This is a genomic window from Frankia sp. CcWB3, from assembly GCF_977927595.1.
This window is the reverse complement of the sequence record NZ_CDWRCK010000043.1, coordinates 1-12,392: the sequence shown is the minus strand read 5'-3', so window position 1 is coordinate 12,392 and position 12,392 is coordinate 1. Positions and strand designations below refer to the sequence as shown.

Genomic DNA, 12,392 nt, shown 5'->3' with positions numbered 1-12,392 from the left:
TCTGGTCCCCGGCCAGCGCGGCGGGAAGGTCCGTCCCGGGTGACGCGGGCGGGGTGTCCTGCACCTATTGAGGTGGCCTCGAGGCGTTCAGTGCCGAGTGGCTGCCCCGACGGCGCGGTGGCTGCTCGTCCAGCGCCGCGTTGAGCTCCGCGCCCAACAGCACGGCCAGCGCGGTGATGTAGAAGAACAGCAGCACCGCCACCGGTGATCCGAGCGAGCCGTAGACCAGTTCGTTACTGAACGCGATCTCCAGGTAGTATCGCAGCACGCCGCTACCCACGAGCCAGCAGACGAGCGCGAGGATCGCTCCGGGCAGCGCCCGCCACCAGGGTTGGCGTACTGGCAGCGAGAGGTGGTATAGCGAGGTCAGCATCGCCAGGGCCACGAGTCCCACGACCGGCCAGTAGAGCAGTGGGATCAGGGTGCTGACGAGGGGATGGCGACCGGCGTCGAAGATCCGCGAGATCAGTTCGGGCCCCAGGACCAGCGCAGGCAGGAGAATGACCCCGCTGGCCACCTGGGCGAGAAACAACCACAGCGCCAGGAGCCGGCTGCGCACCGCCGAGCGCAGATCGCGTTGGCCGTAGGCGATGGTGATGGTGTTGACGAAGGTCGCCATCGCGGTTGACCCGGTCCACAGGGACAGCACGAAACCGATGGAGATCACGTCTGGTCGGCCACGGGAGAGGATCTGGTCGATGGTCGGGCGCACCGCGTCGTCGACCACCGATTCGGTCAGCAGGTCGCCTGCGCCGCGAAGGATGCTCTGCCGGGCGCGGTCGAGGGCGTCGGCCCCGATGGCGTCACCGACGTAGCCGAGCGTTCCCAACAACGACAGCAGGAGCGGGGGCAGGGACAGCAGCTGCCAGAATCCCGCCTCGGCCGCAAGCCCCAGGACCCGGTGCCGCCAGGCATTGGTGATGGTCCGACGGGCCAGTCGCAGGGGTCCCCGGGGCAGCCGGTGGAACAGCGTGCTGCGCCGGATGGCGGTCCAGGCCGCGGCGTGATGGTTTCTGGCCCGCGTCAGCAGCCCGGGATTCACCTCGACGGCCACTCTGCGCAGCAACACCATCCAGCGGCCGCTCACCGGGGACGATGCCACGGGAGCCGGTGCTTTGTTTCCCGTGGCGGACACGGCCCCCACCGTATGGCCTGGCGTTCCTGGGTGCCGAAGGGCATCCAGGAACGGAGTGGGTGATCGCGGCGGAGGCCACCCGGAGTAACGGATGGGCCGCTGGCCAGCAGCAAGGAAGCAACCAGGATTCTGAATATATCAAACTGGATACACCAAAAGGGACACATCGCTAGATCGCGATGTGTCCCTTTTGGTGTGCCTGGGCGGCCGAGCTCAGGACACGCTGAGTTTGTCGGTCTCGTCGTGATACTCAACAGCCATCTCACGCAGCTTCGAGTCGTGCGACTTCGCGTGGTGTCGGCAGAACAGGAGATCGCCGCCCCCGGGCAGCACGACCCGCACGTAGGCCTGGGCACCGCACCGGTCGCAACGATCAAGATTGGTCAGCGTCGGCTTCGTGGTAGTCCCTGTCACATCTACTCCAACTGTGTTAGGCGGTCAGACGTTCCAGCTGACCATGTGACGGTTTACTCACAGCCGGCTCTCGCGGCGTCGTTGCATCCAGAGCGGCGTGGTGTCCGTGGTCCTCCATACCACGGACGGGTACCCGTCCCGGGCGCCCGGTCGTCTGATCAGGGACGTCGGGCGCCGAAGACGATGTCGTCCCATGCTGGCACTGACTTGCGTCCGCGTCGACCGCCTGCCGGACGTTCGCTCCCACGGGTGGTGTTACTCGGACGTGCCCGTGACGCAGCGGAGGCGTTCGATGTGTCTACGGTCGTCTCGTCGGTCCCGTCCGGCGCCGCCTCCTCCGTCTGCGCGGAGGGAGCCTTGGCGGAGGCTTCCCGCCGGGCCGCCGTGCGGCGCGCCCCGGGCGTGGAACCTGTGCCGGATCCGGCGGCGCGGGCGGCTGGTGCCGAGGTCACGGCGGCTGCGGCGGCATCGGTGCCCGCTGCCGCGGCCGGTTCGGCGGGAGCGGATCGCGCTGCTGTACCGGCGGCTGGGGCTGACGGCTCCGGTTCGGCGGGGGCTGTCCCGCCCCGCTCCACGGCGGCGACGGGAGGTACCTGCGCCGAGCCCGGGACCGACGGCTTGGCGGCTGTCCCGGTGGGAGACGTGGTGGATGTCACGGGCTGCGGACCGGCCGGCGCGACGGCCGCCCGGGAATTCACTCCTGATCGCCCGGTCCCGGACGCGGACCCCACCCTGGGGCGGCCGCCGGGAACGCCTCGCCCCGTCGCGGCCGTCCGGCGAGAGACCTCGCCGCGGATCGGTTCGGGCCGGACGGGACGGTCCAGGGACTCGGCGTCCTCGGCCCGGGCGGCCTTCCGCTCCGCCGACCGCGGGTCTCCCGGGGCCGTGGGGTCCGCGGACCGGGCAGGTACGGACCATGGGGTCACGGATCGGGTGTCCGCGGATCGGGTGTCCGCGACCACGGGTTGCGGTTCGGCCGCCTGGATCGCCTCCGGACGGGCGGGCGACTCGGGCGACTCGGGCGCGATTCCACCGCCCGCGGTGTCCCCGGGATACGACGCGGCCGGGTGGGAGGGCAGCAGAGGGTATTGCCGCTCGGGGAGGCTGTGCTGCGGAGCCGGTGTTCCCGGCGGCGGGCCCGGTTCCGGCACCGCGGCGACCATCGGCTGGACCGGGGTGGCGGGATTGGCCGGAATGGCGGGGATGCCCTGGTCGTGCACAAGGGTGAGCGCCGGTCCCGCCGCCCGCAGCGCCGCCGACGATGATGGTACGGATGACGGTAGAGATGACGGTGCGGGCACCGGCGCCGGCTGCTCCGCCGTCTCCGGCGCCACGAGGGTGCGGGCCGCGTCGTCATGCGGGCGCACCCGGCGCACCACCGGATCCCACGTCCAGCGGGCGCAGCGGCTTTCCGAGGTGAGCTGGACGAGCCAGATGCCGTCGACGCGGCGCCACGCGTCCCACTGCGCCGCGGCCGGATTGTCCTGGGCTCCCATCAGCCGCGCGTCGACGGCCTCGCCCAACGGCCGTCCCGGCACGCCCCCCGGATCCTTGGGGAGCAGCGCGGCCCGCGCCTCCTGCACGACCCTGGCACGTTCGGCGAGGACGGGACCCTCATAGCGATCCACCCGTTCCACCGGGATCCCGGCGGCCCTGGCCACCTCCGCCGCGGTCTCCCCGGCGCGCAGCCTGGCCTGGATCTCCCGTGGGGTAAGCGCGCTTTCGGTACGCACCTCGCTACGACGCACACCGCGCAGGGCCGCGCGCAGCCGGTCGTCCACGGGCACCCGGAACTGCTCGCCGTCCGTCCTGCCGTTCGCGTCGGTGAGCACGAGGTAGCCGCCGTCCTCGCCGAGTGCGACCGCCCGCAGCTCGCGCATGGCGCCTCCTCCTCCGTCGAAGCCGTACCGCTTGTCGCCGTGCCGCGGCGGGCGGACCGTTGGGCCGGACGCGCCTGGGAGCGGATGTCAACATGATGCGTCAACCCGCCTTCAGCCTGTGCATCCCGGTAGCTGACAGCCTGCCATTGATGGCGTCGGTCGCGGGCGTGGCGGCGGGCGACACGCACAGTCTGACCGTGTTGGGCCTGTTCGGGCAGTCCCGCAACGTCCGGATCCGCAACGTCCGGATCTGGAACGTCCGGATCCGGGACGAGTGGACTCGCGACCGGTGGATTATGGTCGCCTGCCGCCCGGGGGGCGGGTCGCGGGACCTCGGCGGCGGGCGGGCCGGGCAGCCGGTCGGGGCCGGTTCTGGTCGACCAGGCCGGAGATGGCGGCGCCGACAATGCCCGCCTCGTTCTGGAGCTGCGCGGGGACCACTCGGGTACGCACCTCGAGCTGGTCGAGGTATTTGTCCGCTCTCTTGCTCACCCCACCACCGATGATGATGAGGTCGGGCCAGAGCAGCGCCTCGAGGGTGTTGAGGTACCTGGTCACCCGCTTGGCCCACTTCTCCCAGGAGAGGCCCTCGCGTTCCCGGGCCGCATCGGACGCCCTGGTCTCCGCGTCGTGTCCGGAGATCTCCAGGTGGCCGAGTTCGGTGTTGGGCACGAGCTGGCCGTGGAGGAACAGCGCGGTACCGATCCCGGTTCCGAACGTCGTCACGACGACCAGGCCGGTGGTGTCGCGCCCGGCGCCGAAGGCCATCTCGCCGATGCCCGCCGCGTCCGCGTCGTTCACCACGGTGATGTCCACCGGGCCCGTCGCGGCGGCCGACCCGCTCAGCGCCTCGGCAAACAGGGAGACCACATCGGTGTCGATCCAGGACGGGGCGATGTTCGCCGCCGTGAGCGCCACCCCGTTCTTGACCACTGCGGGGAGGGTGGCTCCCACCGGTCCCGACCAGCCGAAGCGGCTGACCACCTCCGCCACGGTCGCGGCCACTGCGGCGGGCTCGGCCGGCTGCGGAGTCGCCAGCCGGAACCTGGGCGCGGCCAGCGACCCGTCCTCGACGTTGACCGGAGCGCCCTTGATCCCGCTTCCGCCGACGTCAACCCCGAAGACCTGCACCGCCGAGCCCTCCCCTACCGATGTTCTGACCCTGCCGGCCCTGCCGCCGGTGCCGCCGGTGCCGCCGCGGTGCCGTGGGCCGAACCGCTGCCCAGCGACCGCGGACGTCCGTCGACCGCACGAGTCGTAGTCTCGCAGGCGATCGGGGCGGCCACGGTCCGACTGCCCACGTCGTGGCCTCTTCGTCCCGATCGCGTCCCGCCGGTGAGCCCGCCGCCGCGTGGCCCGGCTCGGGACGAGCCGCGACTCAGACGAACGGCTCTTACCCTGGAGGAACGAGCCTCACTGACACCCATGGTCGCATCGCGACGGACCTGCGGGTGTCGTTGACGGACCGCTGCAACCTCCGGTGTACCTATTGCATGCCGGCCGAGGGGCTCGCGTGGCTCCCCGGCGAGCGGATGCTGACCGACGACGAGGTAGTCCGGCTGGTCGGCGTCGCGGTTGGACGGCTCGGCGTGACCGAGGTCCGCCTTACCGGCGGTGAGCCCACGCTGCGTCCGGGTCTGGTGGAGCTGGTGGCGCGGCTCGCGGCCCTGCGGCCGCGGCCCGAACTGTCCGTCACCACGAACGGCCTGATCCTGACCCGCCTGGCGGGCCCGCTGCGGGCCGCCGGTCTGGACCGGATCAACGTCTCCCTGGACACGCTGGACGCGGACCGGTTCGTCCGGATCACCCGCCGGGAGCGGCTCGGCGACGTGCTGGCCGGACTGTCCGCCGCCGCCGCGAGCGGGCTCACCCCGGTCAAGGTCAACAGCGTCCTCGCCCGGGGCGTCAACGACGACGAAGCCCCCCGGTTGCTGCGCTGGTGTCTGCGGGAGGGCTACGAGCTGCGATTCATCGAGCAGATGCCGCTGGACGCGCAGCACGCGTGGCGTCGGGACACGATGGTGGCGGCCGGCGAGATTCTTGCCTGCCTGCGGGCGGAGTTCACCCTCACGCCGCTGCCAGGCCGCGGCAGTGCGCCCGCCGCGCTGTTCGAGGTGAACGGTGGGCCTGGGCGGGTGGGGGTGATCGCCTCGGTGTCGGCGCCGTTCTGCGCGGCCTGTGACCGGGTCCGGCTGACCGCCGACGGCCAGGTGCGTGACTGTCTGTTCGCCCGGCGGGAGAGCGATCTGCGGACCCCCATGCGTGCCGGCGCGGACGACGAGCGGCTCGCGGCTCTGTGGCGGGCGGCCGTGCGGGGCAAGAAGGCGGGGCACGGCATCGACGAACCGACCTTTCGGCAGCCGGACCGGCCGATGTCCGCGATCGGCGGATGACGGTGGCCCGGTCCGGGTCGCATGCCGGTGCCCCCGTGGGTTGGAGTGCCCTGGTGCTGGCCGGGGGTGGGGCGCGCCGGCTCGGCGGCCGGGACAAGACGGCGGTGCTGGTCGGCGGTTCCACTCTGCTCGACCGGGTGCTGTCCGCGGTGCCGGACGCCGAACGGGTGGTCATCGTCGGTCCCCGGCGCGACCTGGCCGTCGATCCGGTTCCGCCTGATCGGGTGCGCTGGTGTCGGGAGGATCCGCCCGGCGGGGGACCGGTCGCGGCGATCGCCGCCGGCCTTGTCGAGATCAGCACACCGTTCGTCGCCGTCCTCGCCGCCGACCTGCCGTTCCTGACCGGCCGGGAGATCGCGCTGCTGCGCCGCGGGGTCGAGGATCCCGCGGCGCAGGCCGCGCTGCTGGTCGACCCGGACGGCGGCCGGCAGTTTCTGGCCGCGGTGTGGCGGACGGCCTCGTTGTGGGCGGCGCTACCCGCGGATCCGATCGGGCGCCCGGTGCGCGACCTGTTCGCCGACCGTCCGGTGACCGCGGTCCAGGCGGCCGCCCAGACCTGCCTCGACTGCGACGAACCGGCGGATGTGGCGCGGGCCCGCCGCTGGGCCGCGGTGGGCGAGCGTGGCCCGGCCCGGCACGATGGACCTATGACCTCCGCCGATGACCAGCAGCCTGAGCACCAGTCGCGGTCCGAGCATCGGGCTTCGGTGGGCCCGCCGCCCCCGGAGGCCGGACGTCATCGCCCGCCGCCCGCCGCAGCTGTCGGCTCGGGTGCCGGCAACGTCCTGGACAAGAACGTCCTGGACAAGAACCTCCTGGAGCGGGACGTCCTGGCGCAGTGAGTGTCGGACGTCTGCGCCGAGCTCGGCCTCGACGCGGCACGGATCGACGTGGGCGCCGTCCTCGATCTCGCGCGCGACGTCGCCCACGGGGTCGCGCGTCCCGCGGCGCCACTCACCGCGTTCCTGGTCGGTCTGGCCGCCGGCCGGAACGCGGGCGGTGCCCACGGTGAGGATGGCGAAGGCGAGGGTGCCGGCGAGGGCGAGGGTGCCGGCGAGGGGGGTACGGATGGTGAGCGGGAGGCCGCGGCGGCGCGCGCGGCGACGTCGGCCGTGCTCGGCCTCCTGGCGCGGGCGCGGGCGCGGGCGGGGACCGGGTCCGCTCAGCCCATCCGGCCCGGACCCGCCTCGTCGAGGTAGCCGCGCATGTCGATCGCCATGGTGTGCACCGCGTCCTGGTCCGGCTCCGCGTACTCCTCGCCACGCGCCGACGCCCGCGCATATCCGAAGGTCAGCCTCGGCAGTACCTGCGTCGGTGTGTCCATCCCGCCCTCCCAGCCAGGTTCGTCCCCGGCGAAGGCGGCAGGTCCGGAGGGCAGGTCGCCGGAGGTGGGGGAGGCCGTCACGACGACCCAGTCGATCACGCCGAGTATGATGATCGCGGCGAGCGATGGCAGGGTCGCGACCGGGTTCCAGGCGGCCAGCCCCACCAGGACGAACACCGCGACCACCGTCAGTCCGCCGATGAGGTGCCGCCGCGCGGGACGAAGCGCGGGAACCTTACGACCATGCCGATAGTGCGCCATACCGACAGTGTGCCTGGGATGCCGCGTTCGGCCCGACCGTGGCCGCACCGCTCGAGTGCGGCCAGGGTGCCTCACCCGGGATGGTGTTTCACCCGACCCGGGGCCCGGCCTGGGGCCCGACCTGGAGGAGGCGTGCGGCATGCCGGGGACGTTGGTTCGACCAGCGGGGGATCGGGGTATGCCGCACAGGCCGATCCGAGGCCGGGCAGCGGCGTCCACCTCGATGTCGGCGTTCGTGTTGCCCAGCAGGCGGATCATGACTTATTGTGACCGTCTTGACTCCTGCGGTCACCGAGTCGGGGTTCGGTGTGCCGGGGCGGCGTCGGGCACCCGGAGCATTCGACAGCGGAGGGTATGTACTTTCTCTCTTTTTAGCGAAGGTTGCGTATGTCGACCCCGTCCTGAGTCACACTTTTCGAAGGAAAGCAAAGGACCATGGCCCGGCGCCGCACCATGTGTTCAACCTCGCGAAGCTGGAGGTTCGCCGTGGAGGCTCGACGTCGGATGACACGTCCGCGCCGAAAGTCCGCCCCTGGCACCCTGCTGATGCTCAGCGTAATCGTCTCGGTGTTCCTCGCCGCCGCTGCCTGCGGCTCGCCGAGTTACGAATACGTAACCAACAAGAAGGACGGCGCGTTTGTGCGCGTCCCGACCGGGTGGAATCACCAGGAGATGCCCGGGCCTGCGCTTTTCGGGATCGACGCTCGCAACGTCAGCCCCGAGATGCTGCGCGGTCTCATGCCGCGGGAATGGGTCGTCGGCATCGACGCGGCCCAGCGGTTCGACAACACCCGGCTCCTCGTGCCGGACGCAACGCAGCCGAAGGGGTTCGTCCAGGTTCGCCACCTGCTCCCGGAGGAGGCCAACGCGGTCTCCACCAACGATCTGCGCAACTTCGTCCTCTCCGTCGACGACGCGGTGGCCGCGCAGGAGCAGGCCGTGCGGCAGAACCCCTACGGTGCGCGGCTGACGCCGAACTTCCTGCTACTCGCGGACGAGGTTGTGCACAAGAAGGACGGTGTGCACGGGGTGCACCTCGTTTACCAGGTGCAGACCCAGGCCGGACTGGTCACTATTGATCAGACGAGCCTGCTCGACAATGGTCAGCGAGTGCTCTACCAGCTGATCCTCGCGTGTTCGTCGCTGTGTTACGCCACGCATGGTCAGCAGATCGGCGATGTCGCCAAGTCCTTCACGATCGAGCCGACGGACCGAGGTCAGTAGCCATGGGCGTGAGAGACCAGGCAGGTGGGACCGCCGACGGCGGGGACCCGAAGCCGAATGCCGCCGGTCCGGCCGGTCCCGGCCCCGGTGGCACGGATACGGAGGCGGAACCGGCGAGCGCGACCGCCGGCAAGCCACGCCGCCGTCCTCTCGCCTTCTGGGACCGGGTGAAGTTCCTGCTCCTGCTCGGGGCGGTCTTCGTCTTCGTCGTGGCGGCCGACGTGTCCGGCAACCCGTTGATGACGTGGGCCGACTCGATCCGCATCCAGGCCAGGAACAGTTGGTGGATCCTGGCCCTGCTGGGCGTGGAACTGGTGCACCAGCTCCACATGTTCCTGGGCGAACGGTGGTCGGGCTACTACGTCTTCTGGACCGATCGGGTCTTCGGGCAGGCCGAGCGTCGGCTCCTGCGGCTCAACGACTGGAACCGGTACCGGGTCAGCCGTGCGCTGAAGTGGATCGTCGGGGCCGCGCTCGTCCTGTTCGTCTACGCCCGCCTGGCCGACACCTCGGTCTTCGACGCGATGGTGAACGCCCCCGGCGCCGTCTGGAAGGCCATCCCGGCGGTTCTGCAGATCGTCCTGCTCATGGTCCTCGTCGTCGGCCAGTTCGTCGTGATGTTCTGGTTCCTGTCCAAGGGCGGCGTCGACGTCTACTTCCCCGAGGACATCACCACCCGCTTCGCCGACGTGTGGGGGCAGGACCACGTCGTCAGCCGGGTGAAGGAGAACGTTTTCTACCTGGAACGGCCGGAGGAGATCGAGAGCCGGGGTGGTCATGTTCCCGGCGGCATCCTGCTCTGGGGGCCGCCGGGCACCGGCAAGACGCTCATCGCCGAGGCGGTCGCGGGAGAGACCGGGAAGCCCTTTGTGTTCGTCGACCCGGGTGCCTTCCAGGCGATGTTCATTGGGGTCGGCATCCTCAAGGTAAAATCGCTGTTCCGCAAGCTGCGCAAGCTCTCCCTGCGTTATGGCGGGGTGATCGTCTTCTTCGACGAGGCCGACACGCTGGGGAGCCGGGGTCAGCTCGCCGGGGGATTCGGCCGCGGGGCCGGAACCGGCGCCCGGTCGTGGTTCGCCCGTTCGGGGTCCCCCGGATCGGTGGGCGAGGCCGCTCCGGGGGACCTGTGCAACGGCCTGTCCTACCTGAGCGGGGCGGCCCGCGCGGAGATCACCCGTGAGCAGTTTGTGGTGGGCGGGGGCGGTGGTTTCGACGGCACCCTGCAGGCGCTGCTCACCGAGATGTCCGGCCTGAAGAAGCCGCGGGGCTTCCTCAACCGGGTGGTGCGCCGGACGTTGGGCATGCGGCCCAAGCCGCCGCCCAAGTACCGCATCCTCGTCATGATGGCGACGAACATGCCGCAGTCGCTCGACGAGGCACTGCTGCGCCCCGGCCGCATCGACCGGCAGTACAAGGTGGGCTATCCCAGTAAGGAGGGCCGGATCCGCACCTTCGAGGGCTATCTGTCGAAGGTGTGCCACGAGCTCACGCCGGATCAGATCGACCGGCTGGCCATCATGAGCCCGGAGGCCACCGGGGCGACCATCAAGGACACCGTCAACGAGGCTCTGGTCCAGGCGGTGAAGGACGGCCGGGAGGTCATCACCTGGCAGGACATGCTCCAGGCCAGGGTGATCAAGGAATACGGCCTCGCCGACGACCACGAGCACATCGACCGGGAGCGGCACAGCATCGCCCTGCACGAGGCGTGCCACGCCGTCGTCGCCTACCGGATGCAGCGCGGGCGGGTGATCGACCTCGCCACCATCGAACGCCGCGGCGGCGTCGGCGGGTTCGTGGCGCACGTCGCGGTCGAGGACCGCATGTTCATGTGGAAGTCCGAGATCGAGGTGCAGGTGATGGTCTCCCTCGCCTCGCTCGTCGGCGAACGGATGTTCTTCGAGGGGGACAACACCGTCGGTGTCGGCGGCGACCTGCGCAGCGCGACCCTGCTCGTGGCCAACTTCATCTCCTCGGCGGCGATGGGGGAGACTCTGGCCTCGCGCCTGTCCATGCTGGAACAGGAGATGGGTAACGCCTCCATCGACGCCGACCGGCCGTTCGGCGAGCAGGTCGAGGGCAAACTTCGGGAGCTCTACGCCCGTACCGAGAAGGTGCTCGCCGCGAACCGGCGGGAGATCCTGGCCCTCACCCACGCACTGGAGACCCACAAGACGATCACCGGTGAGGATGTGGAGGCCATTATGGAGGGGCACCTCGGTCCCACCGTCGACGGCCGCCGTTACCACGAGCCCGACTTCCTTGCTGTCGCCGAGAGCTATCACTCCAACGCGGTCCAGGCTCATCGTGGGCAGACCCATGAGCTGCACACACTCCCCGACCTCGGCCGGGCGGCCGTCAGCCCCGCCGAGGCGGCACCCGCGGCCGGATCGGACTGAGCCGACCCGGGTCCGGACGTGTGCCCTGCACGGTCTTGCCCTTCACGGTCTTGGTCCGAAGGGAGCCGAAGGCGTACAACGCCGCGCCGATGGCCGCGCCCGCGGCCAGGAGCAACCCAGCGCGCGCGCCGAAGGCCTGGGCGACCCAGCCGGCGATCGGGCCGCCGACCGGCGTCGTGCCGAGGAACGCGACCGACCACAGCGCCATCACCCGCCCGCGCATCGCCGGGTCGGCCGAGAGCTGGACCGTGGCGTTCCCGGTCGAGATGAAGGCGACGCTCGTCGCGCCCAGCAGCACCATCGTCGCGATCTCGAGCGGCAGCGTCGGCGCGGCGGCGGCGAGCAGCAGGATGAGACCGAAGGTCATCGCGGTCAGGCTCAGGGCCCGGGGCCCGATCCGGCGGCGGCGGGCGACCAGCAGGCCGCCGACGACCGCGCCCGCTCCCATGGCCGAGGTCATCAGGCTGTACGTGGCCGCGGTGCCCCCGAAGGTCTCCCGGGCCAGGAGCGGCAGCACGACCTGGAACTCGTAGGACAGCGTGCCGATCACCACCATCATGACCAACGGTACGCGCAGCGCCGGCGTGCGGCGCACGTAGGCGAAGCCGGCCCGCAGCTGCCCCGGCGCCCGGTGTATCGGCGGATAATCGTACAGCGCTGAGATGTCCAGGCGGTGCAGGGCGAACAGGACCGCGCCGAAGGAGGCCGCGTTGATGAGGAAACAGCCGGCGGTGCCCGCGAGCACGATGACGACGCCGGCGATCGCCGGGCCGACGATGCGCGCCGCGTTTATCGCGACCGAGTTCAGGGTGACCGCGTTCGGAAGGTGCTCCGGCCCGACCATCTCCTGGACAAAGCTCTGCCGGGCCGGGTTGTCGACGGCGTTGCACAGGCCGATGAGCGCGGCGGCCACCCCGACCATCCAGAGCTGGGCCGTACCGGTGAGGTCGAGGATGCCCAGAGCCAGCGCGGCGAGCCCGGAACCCACCTGCGTGCAGATCAGCAGGCGGCGCCGGTCCGTCCGGTCGGCGAGCAGACCGCCGTAGGGCCCGAAGAACAGCACCGGCAGGAACTGGGCGGCGGTGACGAGGCCGAGCGCCGTGCCGGAGGCGCCGAGCGAGAGGACCAGCCAGCCGAGGGCGATGGTCTGCATCCATGTCCCGCAGAGCGAAACGATCTGGCCGCCGAGGAAGAGCCGGAAGTTCGGCACCCGCAGGGCGGCGAACGTGCCACCTGCCGCCTTCGATGCCGAACCGGCTACCTTCTCCATCTGCAGGGTCATACGTGCACCTCCAGTGAGGGCAACGCCGGCCGGCAGATCGTTATTTCGCATCAGGTAAACATTTTCCTCCAGGGCGGGTT

At 70.9% G+C, this 12,392-nt stretch carries 11 protein-coding genes; 5 read left to right on the top strand and 6 right to left on the bottom strand.

Annotated features, from left to right (window positions below; genetic code table 11):
* Positions 1-64: 64 nt before the first annotated feature.
* From ACY5KJ_RS05660 to ppgK, 4 genes are all read right to left on the bottom strand, one after another.
* Positions 65-1,102 carry a YihY/virulence factor BrkB family protein gene (locus tag ACY5KJ_RS05660; RefSeq protein WP_462202924.1) on the bottom strand — a complete coding sequence of 346 codons (1,038 nt, stop codon included), beginning with the start codon at positions 1,100-1,102 and terminating at the stop codon, positions 65-67.
* Between the two features lie 246 nt (positions 1,103-1,348).
* Positions 1,349-1,549, bottom strand: a complete 201-nt coding sequence (locus ACY5KJ_RS05655; protein ID WP_009742431.1) for a DUF7455 domain-containing protein — start codon at positions 1,547-1,549, stop codon at positions 1,349-1,351.
* 158 nt (positions 1,550-1,707) lie between these two features.
* Complete coding sequence (gene sepH, locus ACY5KJ_RS05650) at positions 1,708-3,429, bottom strand: septation protein SepH (protein ID WP_462202923.1); 1,722 nt, start codon at positions 3,427-3,429, stop codon at positions 1,708-1,710.
* Between the two features lie 294 nt (positions 3,430-3,723).
* Positions 3,724-4,560, bottom strand: coding sequence for a polyphosphate--glucose phosphotransferase (gene ppgK, locus ACY5KJ_RS05645; protein ID WP_462188331.1), 837 nt, complete (start codon positions 4,558-4,560; stop codon positions 3,724-3,726).
* A 302-nt stretch (positions 4,561-4,862) separates the two neighbouring features.
* Between ppgK and moaA the strand changes: the two genes are divergently transcribed.
* From moaA to ACY5KJ_RS05630, 3 genes are read left to right on the top strand one after another with little or no spacing between them, the layout of a single operon-like run.
* The gene (gene moaA / locus ACY5KJ_RS05640; protein ID WP_462202927.1) at positions 4,863-5,822 is read left to right on the top strand and encodes a GTP 3',8-cyclase MoaA; all 960 of its coding nucleotides are present in this window, start codon (positions 4,863-4,865) and stop codon (positions 5,820-5,822) included.
* Entirely contained in the window at positions 5,819-6,664 is an 846-nt protein-coding gene (mobA, locus tag ACY5KJ_RS05635) for a molybdenum cofactor guanylyltransferase (RefSeq protein WP_462188333.1), read from the top strand. Before moaA ends, mobA begins: the two co-directional genes overlap by 4 nt.
* Positions 6,665-7,021 carry a DUF6457 domain-containing protein gene (locus ACY5KJ_RS05630; RefSeq protein ID WP_462188334.1) on the top strand — a complete coding sequence of 119 codons (357 nt, stop codon included), beginning with the start codon at positions 6,665-6,667 and terminating at the stop codon, positions 7,019-7,021. It begins immediately after the preceding gene.
* Here the strand turns inward: ACY5KJ_RS05630 and ACY5KJ_RS05625 are convergent.
* A complete protein-coding gene (locus ACY5KJ_RS05625) occupies positions 6,985-7,407 on the bottom strand; it encodes a hypothetical protein (protein WP_462188335.1) in 423 nt (140 codons plus the stop codon). The two genes, ACY5KJ_RS05630 and ACY5KJ_RS05625, sit on opposite strands and share 37 nt — an antisense overlap.
* A gap of 546 nt (positions 7,408-7,953) precedes the next feature.
* On the opposite strand from ACY5KJ_RS05625, the gene ACY5KJ_RS05620 reads away from it, so the two are divergent.
* Both ACY5KJ_RS05620 and ACY5KJ_RS05615 read left to right on the top strand, forming a co-directional pair.
* On the top strand, positions 7,954-8,631 hold the full coding sequence (locus ACY5KJ_RS05620) for a hypothetical protein (RefSeq protein WP_462202922.1): 678 nt from the start codon (positions 7,954-7,956) through the stop codon (positions 8,629-8,631).
* A gap of 2 nt (positions 8,632-8,633) precedes the next feature.
* Positions 8,634-11,030, top strand: coding sequence for an AAA family ATPase (locus tag ACY5KJ_RS05615; RefSeq protein ID WP_462188337.1), 2,397 nt, complete (start codon positions 8,634-8,636; stop codon positions 11,028-11,030).
* Here the strand turns inward: ACY5KJ_RS05615 and ACY5KJ_RS05610 are convergent.
* Positions 10,990-12,312, bottom strand: coding sequence for an MFS transporter (locus tag ACY5KJ_RS05610; protein WP_462188338.1), 1,323 nt, complete (start codon positions 12,310-12,312; stop codon positions 10,990-10,992). The two genes, ACY5KJ_RS05615 and ACY5KJ_RS05610, sit on opposite strands and share 41 nt — an antisense overlap.
* Positions 12,313-12,392 lie beyond the last annotated feature (80 nt).

Excerpts from the sequence above, each read along its gene's own strand:
- sepH (WP_462202923.1), bottom strand. The coding sequence starts at position 3,429 with ATGCGCGAGCTGCGGGCGGTCGCACTCGGCGAGGACGGCGGCTACCTC.
- mobA (WP_462188333.1), top strand. The coding sequence starts at position 5,819 with ATGACGGTGGCCCGGTCCGGGTCGCATGCCGGTGCCCCCGTGGGTTGG.
- ACY5KJ_RS05625 (WP_462188335.1), bottom strand. The coding sequence starts at position 7,407 with ATGGCGCACTATCGGCATGGTCGTAAGGTTCCCGCGCTTCGTCCCGCG.
- ACY5KJ_RS05620 (WP_462202922.1), top strand. The coding sequence starts at position 7,954 with ATGCTCAGCGTAATCGTCTCGGTGTTCCTCGCCGCCGCTGCCTGCGGC.
- ACY5KJ_RS05615 (WP_462188337.1), top strand. The coding sequence starts at position 8,634 with ATGGGCGTGAGAGACCAGGCAGGTGGGACCGCCGACGGCGGGGACCCG.
- ACY5KJ_RS05610 (WP_462188338.1), bottom strand. The coding sequence starts at position 12,312 with ATGACCCTGCAGATGGAGAAGGTAGCCGGTTCGGCATCGAAGGCGGCA.